The sequence below is a fragment of the Salipiger bermudensis genome (assembly GCF_019801965.1).
GTDB lineage: Bacteria > Pseudomonadota > Alphaproteobacteria > Rhodobacterales > Rhodobacteraceae > Salipiger > Salipiger bermudensis_A.
Map to the genome: position 1 here is coordinate 441,210 of NZ_JAHVIA010000003.1, position 22,196 is coordinate 463,405.

A 22,196-nucleotide genomic window follows, 5' to 3' on the forward strand; every position below is an offset into this window, starting at 1 on the left:
TGTCTTGCAAACCACGCAGGCTCGGGAAAACCTGTCCGGATGCGGCCCGTGAGACACGGTCCACATTAAATCGCCCGATTGTGGGCCTCCGCCTGCCACAGGTTTGAGGTATGAGGCGATCGGGGTGTGTATTGGATGCGACGTTTTATGGATTTCAAGGTGTCCGCCGAGCGGATTTCGGTCAATGTGCCGACCTGGGCCGTGTTGCAGGCCCGCGTGACCGAGCGCCTTGCCCAGCGTCAGGGCTTTGCCCTCGCAACCCTGAATCTCGACCATCTGGTGAAGCTGCGGCAGTCGCCGCAGTTCCGTCGTGCCTACGCGGCGCAGGATTTCGTCACCGCCGATGGCAACCCCATCGTCTGGATGTCGTGGCTGGCGAAGCGCCCGGTCGAGCTGGTCGCGGGCTCCGACGCCATCGTGCCGATTGCGCGCATCGCTGCCAAGCAGGGCGTCACGCTCGCGCTGGTGGGCAGCACCCAGGCCTCGCTCGCCGCCGCGAAGAGCTATCTCGAGCGCGAGGTCCGCGATCTCGAGGTGGCGCTCACCGTGGCGCCGCCGATGGGCTTCGATCCGACGGGTGCGCAGGCCGATGCCGTCTTCGAGCAGATCGCCGCCTCGGGCGCCGGGCTCTGCTTCATCGCGCTGGGCGCTCCCAAGCAGGAAATCTTCGCCGCCGCAGGGCGCCGCAAGGTGCCGCATGTGGGCTTTGCCTCGATCGGTGCCGGGCTCGATTTTCTCTCGGGGACGCAGACGCGGGCGCCCGACTGGGCGCGCCGCTACGCGGTGGAATGGCTGTGGCGCGCGCTCAGCAGCCCGAAGCGGCTCTTGCCGCGCTATGCGCAATGCCTGGCGATCCTGCCGGGGCAGATGTTCTCCGCGATGCTGCAGCGCTTCCGCACGCCGCAGCACTGAGGTGCCTCAGGTCAGGCGACGCGGCCTTTGCCGCCGCAGCAGGAGCAGATCCTTCAGCCTGCCCTTGAGCCCGCGCGGCGGCAGCATCTCGGTATCCTGCTCGAACACCGCGCCGGTGAGGCCTGGATCGCAGCGCAACGCCAGCTCGACACCCCATTTCGCCGAGACCTCGGGCAGCACCCCGTCGGGGATGCCCATATCCGTCTTCAACATGCCGGGCATCCAGTCGCCGATGACGATGCCGGGGAAGCGGTCGGCCAGATCGGCGATCATTGCGCGGGTGAAGATGCGCGCCGCGCCCTTCGAGACGGAATAGGCCGAGGAGGCGGGCAGCGGGTGCAGATCGGCGAAGGTCGCCACGTTGAGGATGCGGCCGCGCCCGGTCTCGCACATCTGGTCGAGCGCGGCGCGTGTGCAGGCGACGACGCCGCCGAGATTGATCGCGACGGTATCCATGAAGCTCTCGGCGCTTTCATCGAACAGGTCGCGCCGCGGATAGACAGCGGCATTGTTGATCAGCAGCGCCGCCGGCCCGTGCGCGGCGCGTACCTGCGCGAAGCCCTCGCGGACGGCCTGCGGGTCGGACACATCGAGCGGCAGGGCATGGAAACTGGTGCCGGCGAGCGCTGCGGTCTCGGTCAGCGCGTCGGCGCGGCGGCCGGTGCCGATCACGGTGAAGCCCTGCCGCGCCAGCTCGACCGCAAGCGCCCGGCCAAGGCCGGAACCGGCGCCTGTCACGATGGCGGGGCCGTCCTGCGGGGTGAGGCGGGTCATGGCGTCTCCTTCAGGATGGCATCCGCCACGCGCAGGGCATTGGCGGCGATGGTCAGGCTCGGGTTCACCCCCATCGAGCTCGGCATGAAGGAGGCATCGGCGACCCAGAGATTGCGCAGCTCATGCGCGCGGCAATCGCGGTTGAGCACCGAGCTTGCGGGATCGTCGCCGAAGCGCAGCGTGCCGCTGGGGTGGCCGAAATTCAGCTCCGGCCCGATGCCGAGAAACACCCGCTTCTGGCCCCTGAAGGCGCGGGCAATGGCGCGGCGGAAGGCGCGGCGACGGGCCAGCAGCTCGGGCTGGTAGCTGTACTCGACCGACAGGCGCTCGGGATGAGCGGGATCATAGGTCACGCGGTTCTCGGGATAGGGCAGATCTTCCATCAGCCCGACGAAGATCTGCGCATGGCCGAAGAGCTTCGCGGCGATGGCGGCGGGGATGCGGGTGAGCTGCGACAGGCCTGGCAGGCGGGAGAGGGCCGTGCGCGCCAGCATCTGGTTGAGGTAGAACACGATCTCGCCATAGGAGGCGCGGATGCCCATCGCCTGGATCATGCCCAGCCGTTCGCCGTCACGCAAATAGAGATCGCGCAGGGCGATGGCCTTGGTGGCGCCCTCGTCGGGCGTGCCGCGCGGCGGCCAGAGCGCGAAGATCTCGTTGAGGTGGAACATCAGGTTGCGCCCGACGAGCGCGGAGCCGTTGGCCGCGCCCTCGGGCCAGGCCTCGCAGGCCGAGGCCAGCAGCAGGCGCGGCGAGCCGAGCGCACCGCCGGCCAGAACGATGCGCGGGGCGGTCAGGACGCGGATCTCGCCGTCGATCCGCGTTTCAACCCCGGTGACCCGGTCGCCCGCGCCCAGAAGCCGGATCACCTCGGCGCGGTCGATCAGCGTGGCGTTGCCGGTGGCAAGCGCCGGCTCGACGCCCGCTGAGCGGCCATCCATCTTGCAGCGCTTGGGGCATTTGCTGCCCAGACAGTTGAGACAGCCCTCGACCCGCCGGATCGCGGTGTGGGCGTGGTAGGGATGCAGCCCGCCGCGCTCCAGCGCCTGCATCAACGCCGCCTCGGTGCCGGTGGGGGCGGGCGGCGGTTCCAGCGGCAGGGATGGTTCGGGCGAGAGCGGATCGGCGGTCCCGTGCAGGTGGTAGAGCTTTGCCGCGCGGTCGAACCAAGGGCGCATGGCGTCGAACCCCACCGGCCAGCCGCCGGTCGGGTGCGGGCGGCCCTCGGTGGGCTCGAGATCGTGGCGCTCGGGGCGCTCCAGCGTTGCCGCGTAGAACACCGACGAGCCGCCGACCCCGGCACCGAGCGGGGCGTAGAAGCGGCTCTCGCGCCCGTCGAGCCTGGCGTGCAGCGGCCCGGGCCAGAGGCCCCGGGCGCGCCGCGCCTCGGGCACGAAGATCTCCGACAGGCCATTGCGCTCGGCCCGGTGGCCGGCGGTGCCCTGCTCGAGAAACAGCACCTTCTTTCCGGCCTCGGCGAGCGCGCGGCCAACCGTCCCGCCACCGATGCCGGTGCCGATGACGATGACGTCCCAGCTGCCCTCCAGAGCGCTCACGAGCCGGTGCCGCCGTCGCCGGCGAAGACCGGCGCGAAGAGATCGTGCAGGGCCAGGGCTGCGGAATTGGTGAGGTGGTTGTTGTCGAAATAATAGCCGGTGCCGCCGTGCAGCGCGTGGCAGGCGCTGTCATCGCAAAGACGCGGCCACGGGTCGATCCAAGCAATCGCGCCCTCCTCGGCCATGGCGCGCCACGGCGCCTCGGCGGGGGCGATGCGCTGGCTCAGCGCGGCGCGCGGGATGCTGCTACGGGTGAGCTTGTGCCGGGCCAGCGGCCAGCCGTCATGCGCGGCTTCGCGCGCGGCGATGCGGCTGTCATATTGCGGGATCTCGGGCGGCTGGCGCAGCACCGCCACCTCGTTGAAATGGTCGAAGAGCTGCGCCACCGTGGCCTGTGCTGCGCCGGCGACGATCTCGGATTGCGGCATGTCGAGCCGGGTTGGCGCTTCGAGCGGGTGCACGGCGATGGTGTTCTCGGCGTCGAGTCCGATGCCGATGCCGTTGGCATAGTAGCTCCAGCGCCCGATCAGCAGCACGGTCTCGAGGCTCGGAAGGCGCTGGAAGCTCTGCGCGATCTGCAGGTTGGCATTGGTGCAGGCGGTGTCTTGAGCGAGGGTCGCGGCGCTTTCGACCTTGCGGATGCCGAGAAGCGGCGGGCAGCCGGCGCGCCAGAGGATCAGCCCGGGGCGGCCGGCCTCATGCGCGGCGCGGTCGAGCCCCTCCTTGACCGCGCGCACGTGGCTGTCGCCCCAGACCAGCACTTCCGGCGCGCCCTCGGGGCCGATGGGGCAAATCTCGAGCCCCATGAGCGGGCCTTCGGAGGGGACGTGGCAGCGGCTCCAGTCCTGCAGGAAATCGCCGGAGGCGGCGATGTGGACGCGGGCCTCGGGGCCGAAGCGGTCGGGCAGCCCGTCCATTTGGTAGATCCAGCCGCCGACCGCCAGTGTCAGCGCGGAGGCGGCGACGGTGCCGCCGAGGATCGCGACGCCGGGCAGGCGCGCGCGGCGCACCGGGGTTTCGACGTAGCGCCACGAGAGCCATGCCAGCCCGACCGAGAGCGCCATCCACAGCAGCGCTTCCCAGAGCCCGGCGTACGCGCCACGCAGGTAGAGCGACAGGGTCAGCACCGGCCAGTGCCAGAGATAGAGCGAATAGGAGATCTTGCCGAAGAACACCGCTTCGCGGGCCGAGAGCATCCGGTTGACCGGGTTCTGTCCGCAGCCATTGGCGAGCAGCAGCACCGTACCGAGCACCGGGAACAGCGCCAGCAGGCCGGGAAACATCGGCCCCGCCGGGATCAGCAGGATCGCGCCCGCGACCAGCCCCAGCCCGGCGAGGCTCAGGGCGGTGTAGCCGCGCCAGCGCCGCCCGGTCTCGCAGCCCCAGATCGCCAGCAGCACCCCGCTCAGCAGCTCCCAGGCGCGGAACGGGAAGAGGTAGAAGGTGGCGGTCTGATAGGGCGGGGTGAGCCAGATGCAGGCGATCAGCGAGGCCAGCCAGCAGCCCGCCAGCGCCGCCAGAAGGGCACGGCGGCTGCGCGACAGCAGGAGGATGAACAGCGGCAGGAAGATGTAGAACTGCTCTTCGACCGCCAGCGACCAGGTGTGCAGCAGCGCCTTCTCCTCGGAGGCGGCGTCGAAATAGCCCGCCTGCCGGAAGAACAACACGTTCGAGAGATAGACCGTCGCCGCGATGAGCTGCTTGCCGAATTCGCGGAACTCGAAGGGCAGCAGCAGCGCCCAGCTCAGCGCCGTGGTGACCAGCGCCATGGTGAAGAAGGCCGGGGCCAGGCGGCGAAAGCGGCGCAGGTAGAAGTGGCGGAGCCAGATCCGGCCGGTGGCATCGTATTCACGCCAGAGGATGCCCCCGATCAGGAAACCCGAGATGACGAAGAATATATCGACCCCGACAAAGCCGCCCTCGAGCCCCGGAACGCCGAAATGGTAGAGCACCACCGCCAACACGGCGATCGCGCGCAGCCCGTCGATATCGCTGCGATAGGGCAGGGCGCCGGAGCCGTGCGCGCCGTGCGCCGGTGCGCCTTGGTGGGGTGCGGACTGTTTCATCACTCGAATTCCGGGTTCTCCGGCAACACACTGGCACAACAACGCGCTTCGGTCTTCTCGAAGCCCCTCTATCCTCGGCAAGTGGGGCGAAAACAAGGCTCGCGCCATCTTGCGCAGACGCTAGGGCGCAAAGGTTGCGCCTTGGTCAACGCGCGCGGTTCAGACCAGCTCCGGCGCCGGGGCGGGGCGTCCGGCCCGGAGCCAGGCATAAACCTGCGCCACCTGCTCGGCCTTGCGCGCCCAGGTGAAACGATCGGCGACGCGCGCCTGCGCCGCGGCGGCCATTGCAGCAAGCCCGGACGGATCCTCGGCCAGCCGCGCCAGTTCGGCGGCGAACCCGGCGACGATCTCGTCGCGGCGGCTGCAGGGCAGCTTGATCCCGGTGCCCGGCACGACCAGCTCGCCGGGGCCGGCATAATCGACGATCATCGGCACCACGCCCAGCGCCATCGCCTCGAGCACGACGCCGCCGCCGAACTCGCGGATCGAGGGGAAGGAGAGCAGGTGGCAGCCCGCCATGATGTCCTGCACCTCTTCATGCGCCTTCCAGCCGTGGAAGGTGGTCGCCGCGCCGGCGCCAAGCGCCGCGGCCTGCGCCTCGAGAGCGGCGCGCATCGGCCCGTCGCCGATGATCTCGAGCCGCATCCGGCCCGTGCGCAGCAGCGGCGCTGCGGCCTCGAGCAGCATGTCGGGCCCCTTGTAGGGCACCAGCCGGCCGACGAAACAGGCGCGCAGCTGGCTCGGCTCCGGTGCGGCGGTGCGGTTGAACCGCGCCGGGTCGATGCCGTTTTCGGGGAGGTAGACCGTCTTGCCGCGGTAAGCCGCCGGGATCTCGCTCTCGGTGTGGCGCGAGCCCACGAGGATGGCAGCGGCGTGCTCGAGCGTCGCGCCGCGCCCCGGCAGCAGCTTATAGGCTGCGCGCAGGTGGCTCAGCCATTCCTTCTCGGCCCGGCGCTCGGCCTCGAACCCCTTGGGCCAGGGGACTCCGCCGTTCAGCGGGCCGAGCACGAAGGGGGCTCCGGCGCGGGCGCAACGGCGGGCGAGAGAGGAGGGGATCGTCGGCGAAAGCGGGGTGATGCGGTGCACGATGTCCCACGCGCCGGCCCGGATCTCGCCGCCGAAACGCTGCCAGACCAGGCGCTCGAAATGCGGGTAGCTCACGGCGTTGATCGCCTGCACGACGGTCCAGCCCTTGCCCTCGCCCATGCGGAGCCGTTCCGCCAGCCGCCACATCGGGCGGGCCAGGGCCTCGGAATCGATGGCGGTGAAATCCGCGCCCTCGATCAGCCCCGCGCGCAGGAAGGCGTCGCGGTTGCGGATCTGGGTAACGATGTGGACGTCGGCCACCGCGCGAAGCGCCGATGCCAGCGACCAGCCGACCAGCGGCACGCTGACCCATTCCGGGTTGGCCGCCTCGGCGATCGCCAGGACGCGGGGTCGGGAGGGCTCAGCCATGCGCGGGCCTCACATGATCGATTGCCATGCGACCCCATCCTTGGGCCCGGCCCGCGCGACGCGCCGCGCGCCCTTCAGCCGCTCGGCATAGCCGGTCAGCGCCCCGGCGATGAGCCATGTCAGCGGGGTCAGCGTCGCATTGGGGATCATGTCGGCGACATTGACCGCGAGGATCAGCGAAAGCGGCCCGATGAAGGGCGAGATGCGGTCCGGGTCGGCCTTGCGGCTCTCCCGCCAGAGCAGGAAGATCGGCAGCACCAGCAGGCCGAACTCGGCGAGGAAGCCGATCCAGCCATAGACCCCGATGACGATGACCCAGCGGCCGTCGGTCACGGTGAGGATGAAGCCCGAGACCGGGTCGAGGATGTGGTTGCGGCCCCAGCTGCCCCAGCCGAAGACAGGCTTCTCGTAAGCCCTGTCGAGCAGGATGCGCTCCTGGCTGAAGCGGAAGTCGAGCGAGCGGGCGCGCTCCTCGTCGATGCTGGCGGCGGCGGCGAGGATGCGGTCCTCGGGGATGACATCGGTGCCTTTCATGATCGGGTAGGCGATCGCCAGAACCCCGATCAGCAGCGCCACGCGGATCTGCATCATGCGGCTCAGAAACAGCACGCAGGGCAGGGCGATGACGGCGAGGACAAGCGCGCCGAGCGATTTCGAGGCGACCAGCAGCAGCAGCAGGTAGAGCGCGAGGAGCAGGGTGCGGGAGGTGCCGAGCCGCTCATCCTGCCGCCAGAGGGCAAAGGCGGCCACCGCCGAGGTCATGATGAAGAACGACACCCAGAGCCCGTGATAGAGAAACACCACCGGGCGATAGCCGTCGCCGCGGATCGACTGCGCGAAGGAATGCTGGAAATAGCCGTAGACCCAGTTGTTGAGCTGCGGCGACAGGCGCAGCTCGACCAGCATCGGCAGCGAGTAGACCAGCCCGCAGACCATCAGCGCCACGAGGAAGAAGCGCTGCGAGCCGCCGTCGGAGAGATACTGACGCGCCAGCAGGAACGGGATCACCAGCATGAATTGCTGCAGCATCAGCGCGATCGCGTCCTTGATCCCGAGCCCCGGCAGACCGACCCGGCCGAAGAACACCGGATCGGTATTGGTCAGGGTGGTGAGGACCGGCACGAAGATGAAGATCCCGAGCAGCAGCCGCGCCAGACGGGAGCGCGGCAGAAACAGCCCCTCCGGGCCGAAGCGCCAGAGGCAGACGGCGAAGGCGGCGAGCGCCGGGATGTTGTGCTTCGAGATCGGCGGCATCAGCGGCAGGTCGAAGGCGGCGGGCGGCTCGGGCAGGAACAGGTAGCCAAGCATCATCGACAGGATCAGCGCCCGATCCACCGGCAGGCGTCGGAACAGGGCAATCGTCACCAGCGGCCAGACGGCCAGCATGAGGAAGGCGAGAGGGTTCGGCATACTCAGGCTTCGCAGATCGTTACGCGGCGCTCCGTGACCCCCACATGCCCCGGATTGCGTGGCCGACCATAGCAGCGCGCCCGGCGCTTGTCGCCCTCGGCACTTGCGAGGCCGGGGCGGGCTGGCAGATTTGGCACAACCGGTGCAATGCTCGGGAAACGCCCATGGCGCGACACGTTCTGGCCAGATTGGGCGGGCATCCGCTGGCAGTGGTTTGACGAAGGCCGGGAGGCAGAGTGTGAGTGAGCAGCGTCTGAAGATCGCCTATCTGTGCGATTTCTCCCCGCTCGACGGCGCGATGTATTCGGGTGGCAACGCGCGGATGTATCGCGCGCTGCAGCGCCACGCGGGCGAGGTGACGATCCTGCCGAACGGCTGGGGGCTGGCAGAGCCGGTGCGGCGCGGCATCGCCCGGTTGCCGCTCTCGGCGCAGATGCGGCTGCGCTGGCGCGCCCATCTCGCGCTCGCCCCGGTCATTGCGCGCAAGCTGCGGGCGGAGCTGGCGAAGCAGCGCTATGACGTGCTCTTCGGGGCCTATTCCTTTCACTCCCTGCACCGGCTGACGCCGCCCTATCCGTTGGTCACGGCGTTTTCCTCCGACGCGACGCAGACCACCTACAGGACCTCCGAGATCGGCGCGCAGTATCGCTCGAAATATCCCGGCGGGCGGGCGCTGGATGCCTGGGTGGAGCGCTGCGAGGCCGAGGTTTTCCGGCGCACCGACCTGCTGTTCTGGCCGTCGCAGTGGCTGAAGACCGCCGCCGATGCGCGCTACGGGCTCGCCCCGGAGAGATCGCGGCTGGTGCCCTGGGGGGGCGGGATCGAGACGGTGCCGCCGTTCTCCCTGACGCCCTTCGGGCGCGGTCGGTCGCTGCGGCTGGTGCTGGTCGGGCGCGACTGGTTCCACAAGGGCGGCCCCATCGCCTTCGACACGATGAAGCTTCTGCGCGCGCGCGGCGTCGACGCGCGGCTGACGGTGATCGGCTGCGTGCCGCCGAAATTCCATCGCAACGAATGGGTCACGGTGCACAAGCAGCTCGACAAGAGCGTGCCCGAGCAGATGGCGCTGTTCGAGCGCACCCTGAGCGACGCGCATTTCCTCGTCCAGCCCTCCTATGAAAGCTTTGGTTTCGCCTTCTGCGAGGCCTCGGCCTACGGGCTGCCGTCGCTCTGCCTCAGGGTCGGCGGGGTGCCGGTGCGGGACGGCGTCAACGGCCATGCGCTGCCGCCCGAGAGCGGGCCGCAGGCCTTCGCCGAGGTGATCGAGCGCTATCTCGATGCACCGGCGGACTACGCCGCGCTCGAGCAATCGGCGCGGGCCGAATTTGACCGCTTCCTGAACTGGGATGCCTGGGGGCAGACCGTTGCCGGGCAGCTGCGGGACTGCGTTGCGGCGATGCGGGGCTGAGGGGAAGCGTCCGGGCTGCCGGATGCTGGCAAAGCCACTGGTCAGGCTGACTTTCCTGTCCTAGCTTTCCCGGGAGGGGAGCAGCCAGCGCATGAGCGATCAGCCCACCATCGACCTGAGCCCGCGGATCTCGGACGAGCTGCGCCAGACCACCTGCTACATGTGTGCCTGCCGCTGCGGCATCAACGTGCACCTGAAGGATGGCCGCGTCACCTATATCGAGGGCAATCGCGCGCACCCGATCAATCGCGGCGTGCTCTGTGCCAAGGGGGCGGCTGGGATCAAGCAGGTGATGTCGCCCGCACGCCTGCGCGCGCCGCTGCGCCGGGTCGGGCCGCGCGGCTCGGGCGAATTCGAGGAGATCAGCTGGGAGGAGGCGCTCGAGACGGCGGTGTCGTGGCTGAAGCCGCTGCGCGAGACGGCGCCGGAGAAGCTCGCCTTCTTCACCGGCCGCGACCAGTCGCAGAGCTTCACCGGCTGGTGGGCGCAGCAGTTCGGCACGCCCAACTACGCCGCCCATGGCGGGTTCTGCTCGGTCAACATGGCGGCGGCGGGGATCTACACGCTCGGCGGGTCGTTCTGGGAGTTCGGCACGCCCGACTGGGAGCAGGCAAAGCTGCTGCTGCTCTTCGGGGTGGCGGAGGATCACGACAGCAACCCGATCAAGCTCGGCCTCGCACGGCTCAAGGCGCGGGGGGCGAGGATCGTCGGAGTGAACCCGATCCGCTCGGGCTACAACGCCATCGCCGATGACTGGGTGGGGATCACCCCGGGCACCGACGGGTTGTTCATCCTGTCTCTGGTGCACGAGCTGCTGCGCGCCGGCAAGATCGACCTCGACTTCCTCGCTCGTTTCACCAACGCGCCGGTGCTGCTTGATTGCGATCCGAGATCCGAGACGCATGGTCTCTTCCTGCGCGACGCCGAAGGGCGTCCGCTTGTCATCGACCGGCGCAGCGGCAAGCCGGCGCCCTGGGATGGCGAAGGGGTGGAGCCCGACCTGCGCGGGCGGTTGCGCCGCGCCGGGGTCACCCACCGCGCGGTGATGTTCGAACTGGCCGAGCGCTACCTCGATCCCGCCTACGCGCCGGAGAAGGTGGCGGAGCGCTGCGGCATCTCGGCGGATCAGATCCGCCGGGTCGCTGCGGAACTGGCGCGCGCCGCCTTCGACGCGCCGGTGGTGCTGGAGAGGCCGTGGACGGATTTCCGCGGCAAGGCGCACCGCACCATGCCGGGCCGGCCGGTGGCGGTTCACGCCATGCGCGGCATCTCGGCCCATGCCAACGGCTTCCAGACCTGCCGCGCGCTGCACCTGCTGCAGAGCCTGCTCGGCGCGGTCGAGACCCCGGGCAGCTTCCGCTTCAAGCCGCCCTATCCCAAGCCCGCCGAGTCCCACCCGCGCCCGCATTTCCAAGCCACCCCCGGCGCGCCTCTCGACGGGCCGGCCCTCGGCTACCCGCAGGGGCCGGAGGATCTCGCGCTGCACGAGGACGGCAGCGCGGCGCGCATCGACAAGGCCTTCACCTGGGAGAACCCGCTCTCGCCGCACGGGCTCATGCACATGGTGATCTCCAACGCTGCGGCGGGCGATCCCTACCGCATCGACACGCTGTTTCTCTACATGGCCAACATGGCGTGGAACTCGTCGATGAACACGCGCGGCACCATGGAGATGCTGACGGCGCAGGACTCGGATGGCGAGTACATCATCCCGCGCATCATCTATTCCGACGCCTACAGCTCGGAGATGGTCGCCTATGCCGACCTGATCCTGCCCGACACTACCTACCTCGAGCGTCACGATTGTATCTCGCTGCTCGACCGGCCGATCTCCGAGCCCGACGCGGCGGCGGACGCCATCCGCTGGCCGGTGATCGCTCCAGACCGTGACGTGCGGCCGTTCCAGTCGGTGCTGCTCGACCTCGGTGCGCGTCTCGGCCTGCCGGGGATGACCGAGGCGGATGGATCGGCCCGATATGCCGACTACGCCGACTACATCACCAACCACGAGCGCAAGCCCGGCATCGGGCCGCTTGCGGGTTGGCGCATGGGGCCTCACGGTCTGACCCACGGGCGCGGCGAGCCGAACGCGGCGCAGATCGACAGCTACATCGGCAATGGCGGCTTCTTCACCGCGCATATCCCGCCGGAGGCCGCCTATTACAAGCCGTGGAACCGGGCCTACCAGGACTGGGCGGTGGGCTTCGGCCTCGCCGACAAGCCGCAGCCCTACCTGATCCAGCTCTGGTGCGAGCCGCTGCGGCGCTTCCAGCTGGCCGCCGAGGGGCAGGGTCCGGTGCAGCCGCCGGAGCATCTGCGCGGGCGGATCCGTGCCACGCTCGACCCGCTGCCGATCTGGTACGCGCCGCTCTCCGACGCGGTCGAGGACCCGGCGGAACTCCCCGTTCACGCGCTCACCCAGCGCCCGATGGCGATGTATCATTCCTGGGGTAGCCAGAATGCATGGCTGCGCCAGATCCACGGCCAGAACCCGCTCTACCTGCCGACCTACTGGTGGCAGAAGCTGGGGCTGAAGGAGGGCGACTGGGTGCGTGTCACCTCGAGCCACGGCGGCATCACCGTGCCCGCCGCGCATATGGCGGCGCTGAACCCCAACACGGTCTGGACCTGGAACGCCATCGGCAAGCGCAAGGGCGCCTGGGCGCTCGATCCAGACGCGCCGGAGTCCACCAGGGGCTTCCTTCTCAATCACCTGATTCACGAGTTGCTGCCCGAGCGCGGCGACGGGCTGCGCTGGGCCAATTCCGATCCGGTGACCGGGCAGGCAGCGTGGTTCGACCTGCGGGTGAAGCTCGAGAAATCCGCCGCGCCGGAGGAAAGCCAGCCGGTGTTTGGCGCGCTGCGCTCTCCGATCGGGCGTGGGACAGGAGATTGTTGATGCGAATTGCCAATTCTGCCCGCCTTTTCACACATTGTTTCGGAAACAAGGTCAAACTTCCGCCGCAATTATCGTGCAACTTCTCCGTGCAAAGACGGTGGGGCAGGACAGATGAACGAACAGGACAGGCACAGCTCCAAACCGGGGGGCAATGCCTACAGTGGCGAGGGGATCTGGTCCTATTGCCCGATCCGCCAGCAACTGCGCGAGCTTGCGCCGGCCCCGGCGCTTGCGGCCCGGCTCCAGCGCGCCGAGGATTTCTGCCGCGATCGTCTTCCCGACCTCTTCGAGCATACCGGCCTGTCCGCTCCCGGCGGCAGCTGGCAGGTGTTTCCCGACCGCCAGCTCTTCAAGCTCACCACCGCCTCCGGCCGAAGCTGGTATGCGCGCTACGCCCTGCTCGCCTCGTGGCGGGCCGAGAGCCACAGCTGGCTCTGGAGCTGGGCCTTCCCGCCCGAGTGGAACACCCCGGCGGAGCTGGTCTCGGTGGCGCGCCGGATGCGCCTGACCGGAGACCGCAAGGGCTGGGATCTGCTGACCGAGCCGTCGCTCCTGGCCAATCAGGACGAAGCCTGGCGCCTCGGCGCGATGACGGCGCGGGGTGCCGGCATGCCGCTGGTCTATTGCGCCCAGGTCGGCGGCGGCATGACCCATGTCTACGCCATCGACACGCCGTCCTGGGTGAGCTGACCTCCCGCGCGGGGGCCATCGCATGACCGCGCTGCCCGACCGCACCGAGCGCCGGCTCGGGCTGGTGATCGACCTCGACACCTGCGTCGGCTGTCACGCCTGCGTCGTCGCCTGCAAGGGCTGGAACGATCAGGGCTACGGCGCTCCACTCTCCGATCAGGACCCGCAGGGCGGTGCGCCTCAGGGCACCTTCCTCAATCGCGTGCACAGCTACGAGGTCGTGCCCGAGCGCGGCCCGGCCCAGCACGTGCATTTCCCCAAATCCTGCCTGCATTGCGAGGACGCGCCCTGCGTCACCGTCTGCCCGACCGGGGCCAGCTACAAGCGGGTCGAGGATGGCATCGTGCTGGTCGAGGAAGACGCCTGCATCGGCTGCGGCCTCTGCGCCTGGGCCTGCCCCTACGGCGCGCGCGAGCTCGATCTCGCCGCCGGAGTGATGAAGAAATGCACCCTCTGCGTCGATCGCATCTACAACGAGGCCCTGCCGGAGGAAGACCGTGTGCCCGCCTGCGTGCGCACCTGTCCGGCCGAGGCGCGCCATTTCGGCGATCTCTCGGACCCGGAGAGCGAAGTCTCCCAGCTTGTCGCAGCGCGCGGCGGTATCGACCTGATGCCCGAGCAGGGCACCAGGCCGGTCAACAAGTACCTGCCGCCGCGGGCACGGGATGGCTGGGGCGAGGAGACCGACGTGCTGGCGCCGTTCCTCGCGCCGGTGGCGGAGGAGCCGCAGGGCTTTCTCGGCTGGCTCGACCGGACGCTCGGGAGGCTCTGATGCACCCGGCACCGTCGATCATACTGTTCACCACGCTCTCGGGGCTCGGCTTCGGACTGTTGGTCTGGCTGGGTGTCGATCCGACGCCGCCCACCGGCTGGGTGGCCTTCGCCTTCTACGCCATCGCCTATGCGCTGGCGCTTGCGGGCCTCGCCGCCTCGAGCTTCCACCTCGGCCGCCGCGACAGGGCGCTGAAGGCGTTCCGCCAGTGGCGCACGAGCTGGCTCTCGCGCGAGGCCTGGCTCGCTGTGCTGGCGCTCGGGGTCTCGGGGCTCTACGCGCTGGGCCTGCTCTTCGGGCTGGCGCTGCAGCCGCTGGGCTGGCTGGGCGCGGCGCTGTCGCTCGCCACGGTCGGCGCGACGGCGATGATCTACGCCCAGCTCCGCACCGTGCCGCGCTGGCATCATTGGTCGACCCCGGCGCTGTTCCTTGCGCTCTCGCTGAGCGGAGGCGCGCTGCTCTCGGGGCGGGTGCTGATCGCCAGCGTGCTGCTCTTGCTGAGCGCGGCGCTGCAATTCTGGGTCTGGTACGACGGCGACCGCCGCTTCGCGCGCTCCGGCACCACGCTGGCCAGCGCCACCGGCCTCGGCGAGCGCGGCACGCCGCGCGCGCTGTTCCCGCCGCACACGGGCAGCAACTACCTGCTCGACGAGATGGTCTACGTCGTCGCCCGCCGCCACGCGCTGAAGCTGCGCGCCATCGCGCTGGTGCTGATGACGCTGCTGCCGTTGCTCCTGCTGCAACTGCCGCTGCCGCATTTTTTCGGTTTTCTGGCGCTGCTCTCGCACGCCGCCGGCGTGCTCACTGCGCGCTGGTTGTTTTTCGCGGAGGCCGAGCACGTGGTCGGCCTTTATTACGGCAAGCGCTGAGGCTCAGCCCTTGCGGCGGAAGAAGCCCTTGAGGCGGCCACCGGCCTCGTCGAGATTGTCGCCCATATCGTCGAGCACCGGGTCGATGCGCGCTTGGCGGAAGCGCCGCCAGCGCACGTAGAGCGCCCAGACCACCGCGACGAGCAGGGTCAGCAGGATGATGTTGAGCCAGGGGATGATGCGCACATCCGGGCTGTCGACCGGGCGCAGGCTCACGATGTTGGGGTAGACCGAGAGGAACTCGTTGCGCCAGCCGTAATGCCGGATCACCACCCATTGCGGCGCGGCGGCAGTGGAGCGCAGATCGGCGGCCTCGGCCTGCAGGTTGGCGGTGTCGAACTTGAAATAGGGCGGCCAGCCCCAGCCGGTATCCTCGTTGCGGTAGACCATCACCTTGTCGCTGTTGAGCCGCGTCTGGATGAAGAACACGTCGCGCCCGGTGACGTTGAGGCTCTCGCCGGTGGCGGCGTTCGACCAGAACAGGCTGTTCTCGCCCGGGTCGATGCGCTTCTCGTAGGTGTCGGTGATCCGCGCGATGTCGTGCTGCGGCAGGGTGTAATGCAGGAAGGCGGCGACCAGCGCCCAGAACAGCACGATAATGGACCATTTCACGTAGCGCATGACGACCTCCTAGTGGAAATTGGTCAGATAGACGATCAGCCCAATAAGGCAAAGCGGCACGACATACACCCCCAGGATCAGCTTGCGTCGCAGCGAATGGTCGTAGGCCTCGAGCCCGGCCTCGACGAAGGCCGCGCGCCCGCCCGGGCCCTGCGCCTCGTCCCATTCTGCCTCGAGCTTGCGCCGCCGCACCCGGCGCGACCACAGCGACAGCGCGGCATAGACCAGCGTCAGCACGACGAAGCCGATCCCCAACAGTCGCAGCAGTGCCAGCATCGCATGATCCTCCGACGGGCGTCCTGCGCCCCGCCTCACCAGACCCGCCGGTGGCGCGAAAATCAACCGCTACGCGCCGGCAAGGCTCCGGTGGGAAAATCCGCAGCTTGCCAGATCGGCATCCGGCGGGGCATCTTTGCGCTGTTAGAATTTTCATTTCAGGCAAAGACATCATGATCCGCACCTTTCTTTTCGCGCTTCCCGCGAGCCTCGCGCTGCTCGCCGCCCCGGCCGCTGCCGACGAGATCACCGACACGCTGCAATCGGCCATCGAGGCCTACGAGCAGGGCGATGTGCAATACGCTCTGGAAGAGCTCGACTACGCCCGCTCGAAGCTCAACGAGCTGAAGACCGACGCGCTCAGCGCCTTCCTGCCCGAGGCCCCGGAGGGCTGGACCCGCGAGATCGACACCGAGGCCAATGCCGGCATGGCGATGATGGGGGGCGGCGTGGCGGCCGAGGCCAGCTATGGCACGCCGGAGGGGGACTACTACACGGTGCAGATGTTCGCCGACAATCCGATGGTCGCGAGCATGTCGGCGATGATCATGAATGCCGGCGCCATGGGGCTGAAGACCGAGCGCATCGGGCGCCAGAAATTCGCCGTTCAGGACGATCAGACCATGGGCCTGATCGCCAACCGCATCCTGCTGCAGGTCGACGGCCCGGATGCCGAGACCCGCAAGAGGCTGCTCGAGGCGATGGATTTCGACGCCATGGCCAATTTCGGCGGCTGACCCGCCCGACTTGCGCCACGCCCCGGTCTTCTCTGGTTGCGAAATACCTCGGGGGAGTCCCGGCTCTGCCGGGGCGGGGGCAGCGCCCCCAACCGCCGACGGTGGCGCCAGCGCGAACGCGTCATATGAGAGCCGCACCTGGCCGCGCGGGCCGGCCTGCCTCCGGCGGGAGTATTTTTGACGAAGAGAAGACAGGGGCGCTGCGCCCTTGTCTCTTGCGGCGGTCGGGATGACAGGCGTTGAGGCTCAGGCGGCGGGGCGCGAGCGGGTGAGCTCGAGGAAAACATCCTCCAGATCGGCCTGCTCGGTGCGCACGTCGCGGATCCGGATGCCGGCATTGCGCACCAGTTCCAGCACGTCCTCGGCGGCGGTCTCGGTGGCGCGGTAGCTCAGCGCGATCAACCCGCCGTCGCGAGCTTCGGCGGTGATGCCGGGGGCCTCGGGGAGGGTGTCGGGCAGGGTGTCGGGCTGGATCACCATGGTCTTGGCGTCGATCTGGCCGAGCAGGTTGGCGGTGCTGTCGCGCGCCACCACCGCGCCCTGGTTGATGATGGCGATCTCGTCGCACATCTCCTCTGCCTCCTCGAGATAGTGAGTGGTGAGGATGATCGTCATGCCGCGCTCGCGGTTCAGCCGGCGCACGTTCTGCCACAGCATCTGGCGCAGCTCGATGTCGACGCCGGCCGTGGGCTCGTCGAGCACCAGGATGCGCGGGTGGTGTACCAGCGCCTTGCCCAGCAGCAGGCGGCGGCGCATACCGCCGGAGAGCGTGCGGGCATAGGCCTCGGCCTTGTCCGACAGCCCCACCATCTCGAGGATCTCGTCGCTGCGGCGGTCGCGCTTGGCGACGCCGTAGAGCCCGGCCTGCACCTCGAGCGCGTCGCGCGGGGTGAAGAACGGGTCGAGGTTGAGCTCCTGCGGCATCACGCCGATCGAGGCGCGGCTCTGGCGCGGGTTGCGATCCTGGTCCCAGCCCCAGATCGACACCTTTCCCGAGCTCTTCAGAACCAGCCCTGCGAGGATGTTGATCAGCGTCGACTTGCCCGCCCCGTTGGGGCCGAGCAGTCCGAAGATCGAGCCCGTGGGCACGTTGAGATCGACGCCCTTGAGGGCTTCCTTGCCGCCTGCATAGGTCTTGCGCAGCGCCTCGATGCGGATCGCGTCTCCACTCATGCCGAGCCTTGCTCCTGTTCTGGTCTTCGCTCATAACGCAGGTAGTGCAGGTGTGACGAAAAGGAAACCGCAGCGATGGCGACCGAAGCCCCGGAAATCAAGATCGTCGACAGCCACCGCATCGCCTGTGACGGCGGTGAGGGGGCGCTGGGCCACCCGCGTGTCTGGCTGATGATCCCGCCCGACGAGGGCTTTGTCGAATGCCCCTATTGCGATGCGAAATACGTGCACCGCGATTTCGAAGGCAAGGTCTGAGCCAAGCCAAACGGGCGGCAGACACCCGCCGAATATGACGGGGTGACATGCTCGCCATCTTTCTCAAGACTATTCCGTTCTTCGCCCTGATCGGGCTCGGCTACGGCGCCGGACGGATCCGTTTCTTCCCCGAGGCCGCGACCGCGGCGCTCACCAAGTTCGTGTTCTACTTCGCCCTCTCGGCGATGCTGTTCCGGTTCTCGGCCTCGCTGTCGATCTCGGCGATCTTCGATGCGCGGCTGGCGGCGGCTTATCTCGCAGGGACCATGGGGGTCTATCTCGTGGCCACCGCCGTGGCCTTCGCCCGCAAGCAGGACCTGCAGACCGCCGCCATCGAGGCGCAGACCGCGAGCATCGGCAATACCGGCTTTCTCGGCCTGCCCATGCTGGCGCTGCTGCTGGGCGAGGCTGCCGTCGCGCCGATCATCCTGATGCTCAGCATCGACCTCATCGTCTTCGCCGCGCTGCTGGTGATCCTCGTCACCGTGGCGCGCGAGGGGCGGATGTCGCTCGGGATCTTCGCCAATATCGGCATGGGGCTGGTGAAGAACCCGATGATCGTGTCGATCGTGGCCGGGCTCGCCGTGTCGTCCTCTGGCTATTCCCTGCCCACCGTGGTTGACGAGTTCGTCACCCTGCTCGGCAATGCCGCGACGCCCTGCGCGCTCTTCGCCATCGGTGCCTCGCTGGCGTCGAAATCCGCCGAGCGGCTTGCGGTCTCGGGCTGGCTGAGCTTCGCCAAGCTGGTGCTGCACCCGCTCTTCGTGGCCGGCGGGGTCTACCTGCTGTTCCCGGTGCCGCCCTTCCAGGCGGCGGTGGCGGTGGCCACGGCGTCACTGCCGGTGGCGGGCAATGTCTTCATGCTGGCGCAGCATTATGGCATCGCGCCGCAGCGGGTCTCGGCGGCGATCCTGATCTCGACCGCCTTCAGCATCCTCACCGTGAGCACGGTGATCGCGCTGGTGAACCCGTGAGCGCGCTCTACATCGACGCCGACGCCTGCCCGGTGAAGGCCGAGGCCGAGCGGGTCGCCACGCGGCACAAGCTGCGCATGTTCGTGGTCTCGAATGGCGGGCTCCGGCCCTCGCAGAACCCGCTGGTCGAGACGGTGATCGTGCCAGAGGGACCCGACGTCGCCGACATGTGGATTGCCGCGCGCTGCGGGCCGGGTGACGTCGTGGTCACCGGGGATATCCCGCTGGCCTCGAAATGCATCGCCGCCGGGGCGGCGGTGCTGCGCCACAATGGCGAACGCTTCACAGAGGCCAATATCGGCCAGCAGCTGGCGATGCGCGACTTGATGGCCGACCTGCGCGCCGCCAACCCGCTGAACCAGGGCGGCGGCGGCAGGGCTTTCACCAAGGCCGACCGCTCACGCTTCCTCAACGCGCTCGAGCGCGAGATCCGACAGGCGAAAGGCTAAGCGCATGGCAATCGACGCGGTGATCTTCGACATCGGCAACGTGCTGCTGCGCTGGCAGCCCGAGCTCTATTACGACGCGCTGATCGGCGAGGCAGCGCGGCGCGAGATGTTTGCCGAGGTCGACCTGCACGGCATGAACGAGCGCATCGATGCGGGGGAGGCGTTTCGCGCCGTGGTCTACGAGACCGCCGAGGCACACCCGCGCTGGGCCGAGGAGATCCGGCACTGGCACGACAACTGGAGCGCGCTCGCGTCGCCCGAGATTCCCGAAACCGGACAGACCCTGCTGGCGCTGCGCCGCGCCGGGGTGCCGGTCTTCGCGCTGAGCAATATCGGCGAGGCGACGATGGCGCTGGCAGAGGCGGCCTACCCGGTGCTGAAGGCGTTCGACCGGCGCTATGTCTCGGGCCTCATGGGCGTGACCAAGCCCGACCCGCGGATCTACGAGATGGTCGAGGCGGATTGCGGGCTGGCCCCGGAGCGCCTGCTGTTCACCGATGACCGCGAAGACAACATCGCCGCCGCCGCCGCGCGCGGCTGGCAGACGCACCTGTTCGAGGGGCCGGAGGGCTGGGCCGCGTGCCTGCGCGCGCACGGGCTCCTGACGGAAGGAGACGACACATGACCGCGCCCGCATTCATCCCCTACGAGGCCGAGGCGAAGCTCGACTGGCTGGGTCTCACGGAGGCGTTCAAGCAGGGCCATCAGTGCCCCAAGGCCGAGATCGCCGACAGTTTCCTCTATCGCGGCAAGGACACGCTGCTGAATCGCGCGGCCTGGATCGACGGGCTGGGTCTGGCGGTGAAATCGGCGACGATCTTCCCGGGCAATCCCGAGAAGGGGGTCGGCATGGTGAATGGCGGCGTGTCGCTCTACGGCGACGAGACCGGGCTGCTCGAGGCGGTGGTGGATTTCCACCTGATCACCAAGTGGAAGACCGCCGGGGACAGTCTGCTCGGCGCGCTGCGTCTGGCGCGACCGGACTCGACGGAGGTCCTGATCGTCGGCGCCGGCCATGTCGGGCATTCGCTCTTCGAGGCCTATAGCGCGGGCTTTCCGGGGGCACGCGTCAAGGTCTGGAACCGCACGCTCGCCAAGGCTGAGGCGATGGCCGAGGAGCTGGGCATCGGCGTGGCGGAGGATCTCGAGGCGGCGGTGGCGGAGGCCGATATCGTCACCTGCGCCACCATGTCGACGGAGCCGGTGATCCGTGGGGACTGGCTTCAGCCCGGCCAGCATCTCGACCTGATCGGCGCCTATCGCCCCGACATGCGCGAGGCCGATGACGTGGCGCTGCAGCGCGCGCGGGTCTTCGTCGACAGCTACGACACCACCTTGAGCCATATCGGCGAGCTGAAGATCCCGCTCGAGACCGGGGCCATCACCCGCGAGCAGGTGCTGGCGGATTACTACGGCATAGACGCGATGCGGCGCGAGAGCGACGCGGAGATCACGCTGTTCAAGAACGGCGGCGGCGCGCATCTCGACCTGATGACCAGCCGTTACGTGCACGCGCGCTGGCTGGCGGAGTGAGGCCGGCGCTCGGGCGCAGAGCGCCCGGGCGATTTGCGCATCGTTCGTGCGGCGCGGGGCTTACCCTGCCACCGGCACCGGCGCGCGGGTTTCCTTCACCGGCAGGTGGATGATCGCCGAGAGCGCGCCGACACCGACGCCGATCCACCAGACCAGCGTGTAATCGCCGTAAGCGTCATACATCCGCCCGCCGAGCCAGACGCCGAGGAAGCCGCCGAGCTGGTGCGAGAAGAACACGATGCCGTAGAGCGTGCCCATGTAGCGCAGCCCGTAGAGATGCGCGACGAGGCCGGAGGTCAGCGGCACGGTGGCGAGCCAGAGCGACCCCATGACGGCCGAGAACACGATCACCGTGGCGGGCGTGATCGGCATCAAGATGAACAGCGCCGCGGCGATGGTGCGACCGGTATAGATCAGCGCCAGCAGGTATTTCTTGGGGAAGCGCTTGCCGGCCCAGCCGGCGGCCAGCGTGCCGGCGATATTGGCGATGCCGATCACCGCGATGGCCCAGGCACCGAGCGCCGAGGTGGTTGTGATGCCGACCGAATGCAGCACGCCTCCGGGTTGGATCGGGCCGCACATCTCCTCGACGAAGGCCGGGAAATGCGCGGTGATGAAGGCCAGCTGGTAGCCGCAGGAGAAGAAGCCGATAAAGATCATCGCAAACGAGGGATCCCGCGCCGCGCGCTTGAGGATCGTGCCCATGCTCTCCTCGATCTCGGCCTTGCTGGCGGCGGGCGCGCGCATCATCGGCAGGGTCAGCAGCATGGCGAGGATGACGCCGGCGAATATCATGAACACGGTCTGCCACGTGTAGAGCCCGAGCAGCGCCTCGGCCAGCGGCGCGCCGATCACCTGACCGGCGCTGCCCGCGGCGGTGGTGATCGCCAGCGACATCGAGCGGTTCTCGTCGGACGACGCCCGCCCCACCACGGCGAGGATCACCCCGAAGCCGGTGCCGGCGATGCCGAAGCCCACCAGAACCTCGGCACTCTGCATGCCGAGCGGCGTGTTGGCGCCGGCCGAGAGCACGAGGCCCACCGCATAGAACAGTGCGCCGATGATGATCGCCTTGCGGTCGCCAATGCGCTCGGCCACGGCGCCGAAGAGCGGCTGGCCGATGCCCCAGAACAGGTTCTGTAGCGCGATGGCGAGGCTGAACTCGGCGCGCGGCCAGTTGAACTCCTCGGCGATCGGGATCTGGAACACGCCGAAGCTCGCCCGCACCGCGAAGGAGACGAGGATGATCATGCACCCGACGATCAGGACCGGGGTGAAGATGCTGGGCTGCTTTTGCATGACGAAATTCCTATGCGGCAATGCGGCGTCAACCTGAGCCGGGGCCCCGGGAGGGTCAATCGAAGAAA

General features: G+C 68.7%; 21 protein-coding genes. 12 read left to right on the forward strand and 9 right to left on the reverse strand.

Annotated features, from left to right (window positions below):
* The first annotated feature begins 147 nt into the window (after positions 1-147).
* Positions 148-912, forward strand: coding sequence for a WecB/TagA/CpsF family glycosyltransferase (locus tag KUV62_RS09070; RefSeq protein WP_222603355.1), 765 nt, complete (start codon positions 148-150; stop codon positions 910-912).
* A 6-nt stretch (positions 913-918) separates the two neighbouring features.
* Here KUV62_RS09070 and KUV62_RS09075 read toward each other — a convergent pair whose 3' ends face one another.
* The 5 genes from KUV62_RS09075 to KUV62_RS09095 form a co-directional block, all read right to left on the reverse strand.
* A complete protein-coding gene (locus KUV62_RS09075; RefSeq protein WP_222603356.1) occupies positions 919-1,686 on the reverse strand; it encodes an SDR family oxidoreductase in 768 nt (255 codons plus the stop codon).
* Entirely contained in the window at positions 1,683-3,242 is a 1,560-nt protein-coding gene (locus tag KUV62_RS09080) for a GMC oxidoreductase (RefSeq protein WP_222603357.1), read from the reverse strand. Before KUV62_RS09080 ends, KUV62_RS09075 begins: the two co-directional genes overlap by 4 nt.
* Positions 3,239-5,308: an acyltransferase family protein gene (locus tag KUV62_RS09085; protein ID WP_222603358.1), complete on the reverse strand. Its 2,070-nt coding sequence runs from the start codon at positions 5,306-5,308 to the stop codon at positions 3,239-3,241. The genes KUV62_RS09080 and KUV62_RS09085 overlap by 4 nt, the downstream gene beginning before the upstream one ends.
* Before the next feature lie 159 nt (positions 5,309-5,467).
* Entirely contained in the window at positions 5,468-6,763 is a 1,296-nt protein-coding gene (locus KUV62_RS09090; protein ID WP_222603359.1) for a glycosyltransferase family 4 protein, read from the reverse strand.
* A 9-nt stretch (positions 6,764-6,772) separates the two neighbouring features.
* Positions 6,773-8,173, reverse strand: coding sequence for a hypothetical protein (locus tag KUV62_RS09095; protein WP_222603360.1), 1,401 nt, complete (start codon positions 8,171-8,173; stop codon positions 6,773-6,775).
* Positions 8,174-8,411: 238 nt separating this feature from the next.
* Between KUV62_RS09095 and KUV62_RS09100 the strand changes: the two genes are divergently transcribed.
* From KUV62_RS09100 to KUV62_RS09120, 5 genes are all read left to right on the forward strand, one after another.
* Positions 8,412-9,581 (forward strand): glycosyltransferase family 4 protein, encoded by a 1,170-nt coding sequence (locus KUV62_RS09100; protein ID WP_315901571.1) that lies wholly within the window; start codon positions 8,412-8,414, stop codon positions 9,579-9,581.
* A gap of 91 nt (positions 9,582-9,672) precedes the next feature.
* Positions 9,673-12,480, forward strand: a complete 2,808-nt coding sequence (locus KUV62_RS09105; RefSeq protein ID WP_222603361.1) for a molybdopterin oxidoreductase family protein — start codon at positions 9,673-9,675, stop codon at positions 12,478-12,480.
* 111 nt (positions 12,481-12,591) lie between these two features.
* Positions 12,592-13,170 (forward strand): DUF6882 domain-containing protein, encoded by a 579-nt coding sequence (locus KUV62_RS09110; protein ID WP_222603362.1) that lies wholly within the window; start codon positions 12,592-12,594, stop codon positions 13,168-13,170.
* Positions 13,171-13,192: 22 nt separating this feature from the next.
* Positions 13,193-13,942, forward strand: a complete 750-nt coding sequence (locus tag KUV62_RS09115; RefSeq protein ID WP_222603363.1) for a 4Fe-4S dicluster domain-containing protein — start codon at positions 13,193-13,195, stop codon at positions 13,940-13,942.
* The gene (locus KUV62_RS09120; protein WP_222603364.1) at positions 13,942-14,811 is read left to right on the forward strand and encodes a dimethyl sulfoxide reductase anchor subunit family protein; all 870 of its coding nucleotides are present in this window, start codon (positions 13,942-13,944) and stop codon (positions 14,809-14,811) included. The genes KUV62_RS09115 and KUV62_RS09120 overlap by 1 nt, the downstream gene beginning before the upstream one ends.
* Positions 14,812-14,814: 3 nt before the next feature.
* Here the strand turns inward: KUV62_RS09120 and KUV62_RS09125 are convergent, their stop codons facing one another.
* Both KUV62_RS09125 and KUV62_RS09130 read right to left on the reverse strand, forming a co-directional pair.
* A complete protein-coding gene (locus KUV62_RS09125; RefSeq protein ID WP_222603365.1) occupies positions 14,815-15,432 on the reverse strand; it encodes a DUF1523 family protein in 618 nt (205 codons plus the stop codon).
* A 9-nt stretch (positions 15,433-15,441) separates the two neighbouring features.
* Positions 15,442-15,708 carry a hypothetical protein gene (locus KUV62_RS09130; protein WP_222603366.1) on the reverse strand — a complete coding sequence of 89 codons (267 nt, stop codon included), beginning with the start codon at positions 15,706-15,708 and terminating at the stop codon, positions 15,442-15,444.
* Between the two features lie 173 nt (positions 15,709-15,881).
* Here KUV62_RS09130 and KUV62_RS09135 point away from each other — a divergent pair, with 173 nt between their 5' ends.
* Positions 15,882-16,445: a hypothetical protein gene (locus KUV62_RS09135; RefSeq protein WP_222603367.1), complete on the forward strand. Its 564-nt coding sequence runs from the start codon at positions 15,882-15,884 to the stop codon at positions 16,443-16,445.
* A gap of 246 nt (positions 16,446-16,691) precedes the next feature.
* Here KUV62_RS09135 and KUV62_RS09140 read toward each other — a convergent pair whose 3' ends face one another.
* Positions 16,692-17,618 (reverse strand): ABC transporter ATP-binding protein, encoded by a 927-nt coding sequence (locus KUV62_RS09140; RefSeq protein ID WP_222603368.1) that lies wholly within the window; start codon positions 17,616-17,618, stop codon positions 16,692-16,694.
* Positions 17,619-17,693: 75 nt separating this feature from the next.
* Between KUV62_RS09140 and KUV62_RS09145 the strand changes: the two genes are divergently transcribed.
* The 5 genes from KUV62_RS09145 to KUV62_RS09165 are packed head-to-tail and all read left to right on the forward strand — an operon-like array spanning position 17,694 to position 20,829.
* The gene (locus tag KUV62_RS09145; protein WP_222603369.1) at positions 17,694-17,873 is read left to right on the forward strand and encodes a zinc-finger domain-containing protein; all 180 of its coding nucleotides are present in this window, start codon (positions 17,694-17,696) and stop codon (positions 17,871-17,873) included.
* A gap of 47 nt (positions 17,874-17,920) precedes the next feature.
* Positions 17,921-18,847 (forward strand): AEC family transporter, encoded by a 927-nt coding sequence (locus KUV62_RS09150; RefSeq protein ID WP_222603370.1) that lies wholly within the window; start codon positions 17,921-17,923, stop codon positions 18,845-18,847.
* Positions 18,844-19,296, forward strand: a complete 453-nt coding sequence (locus KUV62_RS09155) for a YaiI/YqxD family protein (protein WP_222603371.1) — start codon at positions 18,844-18,846, stop codon at positions 19,294-19,296. The genes KUV62_RS09150 and KUV62_RS09155 overlap by 4 nt, the downstream gene beginning before the upstream one ends.
* Before the next feature lie 4 nt (positions 19,297-19,300).
* Complete coding sequence (locus KUV62_RS09160; RefSeq protein ID WP_222603372.1) at positions 19,301-19,921, forward strand: HAD family hydrolase; 621 nt, start codon at positions 19,301-19,303, stop codon at positions 19,919-19,921.
* On the forward strand, positions 19,918-20,829 hold the full coding sequence (locus KUV62_RS09165; protein ID WP_222603373.1) for an ornithine cyclodeaminase family protein: 912 nt from the start codon (positions 19,918-19,920) through the stop codon (positions 20,827-20,829). Before KUV62_RS09160 ends, KUV62_RS09165 begins: the two co-directional genes overlap by 4 nt.
* Before the next feature lie 60 nt (positions 20,830-20,889).
* Here KUV62_RS09165 and KUV62_RS09170 read toward each other — a convergent pair whose 3' ends face one another.
* Entirely contained in the window at positions 20,890-22,128 is a 1,239-nt protein-coding gene (locus tag KUV62_RS09170) for an MFS transporter (protein WP_222603374.1), read from the reverse strand.
* Positions 22,129-22,196: the final 68 nt, after the last annotated feature.

Coding starts and splice junctions, on each gene's coding strand:
- KUV62_RS09070 (WP_222603355.1), top strand. CDS start 148: ATGGATTTCAAGGTGTCCGCCGAGCGGATTTCGGTCAATGTGCCGACC.
- KUV62_RS09075 (WP_222603356.1), bottom strand. CDS start 1,686: ATGACCCGCCTCACCCCGCAGGACGGCCCCGCCATCGTGACAGGCGCC.
- KUV62_RS09085 (WP_222603358.1), bottom strand. CDS start 5,308: ATGAAACAGTCCGCACCCCACCAAGGCGCACCGGCGCACGGCGCGCAC.
- KUV62_RS09090 (WP_222603359.1), bottom strand. CDS start 6,763: ATGGCTGAGCCCTCCCGACCCCGCGTCCTGGCGATCGCCGAGGCGGCC.
- KUV62_RS09095 (WP_222603360.1), bottom strand. CDS start 8,173: ATGCCGAACCCTCTCGCCTTCCTCATGCTGGCCGTCTGGCCGCTGGTG.
- KUV62_RS09105 (WP_222603361.1), top strand. CDS start 9,673: ATGAGCGATCAGCCCACCATCGACCTGAGCCCGCGGATCTCGGACGAG.
- KUV62_RS09110 (WP_222603362.1), top strand. CDS start 12,592: ATGAACGAACAGGACAGGCACAGCTCCAAACCGGGGGGCAATGCCTAC.
- KUV62_RS09115 (WP_222603363.1), top strand. CDS start 13,193: ATGACCGCGCTGCCCGACCGCACCGAGCGCCGGCTCGGGCTGGTGATC.
- KUV62_RS09120 (WP_222603364.1), top strand. CDS start 13,942: ATGCACCCGGCACCGTCGATCATACTGTTCACCACGCTCTCGGGGCTC.
- KUV62_RS09125 (WP_222603365.1), bottom strand. CDS start 15,432: ATGCGCTACGTGAAATGGTCCATTATCGTGCTGTTCTGGGCGCTGGTC.
- KUV62_RS09130 (WP_222603366.1), bottom strand. CDS start 15,708: ATGCTGGCACTGCTGCGACTGTTGGGGATCGGCTTCGTCGTGCTGACG.
- KUV62_RS09135 (WP_222603367.1), top strand. CDS start 15,882: ATGATCCGCACCTTTCTTTTCGCGCTTCCCGCGAGCCTCGCGCTGCTC.
- KUV62_RS09140 (WP_222603368.1), bottom strand. CDS start 17,618: ATGAGTGGAGACGCGATCCGCATCGAGGCGCTGCGCAAGACCTATGCA.
- KUV62_RS09145 (WP_222603369.1), top strand. CDS start 17,694: ATGGCGACCGAAGCCCCGGAAATCAAGATCGTCGACAGCCACCGCATC.
- KUV62_RS09150 (WP_222603370.1), top strand. CDS start 17,921: ATGCTCGCCATCTTTCTCAAGACTATTCCGTTCTTCGCCCTGATCGGG.
- KUV62_RS09160 (WP_222603372.1), top strand. CDS start 19,301: ATGGCAATCGACGCGGTGATCTTCGACATCGGCAACGTGCTGCTGCGC.
- KUV62_RS09165 (WP_222603373.1), top strand. CDS start 19,918: ATGACCGCGCCCGCATTCATCCCCTACGAGGCCGAGGCGAAGCTCGAC.
- KUV62_RS09170 (WP_222603374.1), bottom strand. CDS start 22,128: ATGCAAAAGCAGCCCAGCATCTTCACCCCGGTCCTGATCGTCGGGTGC.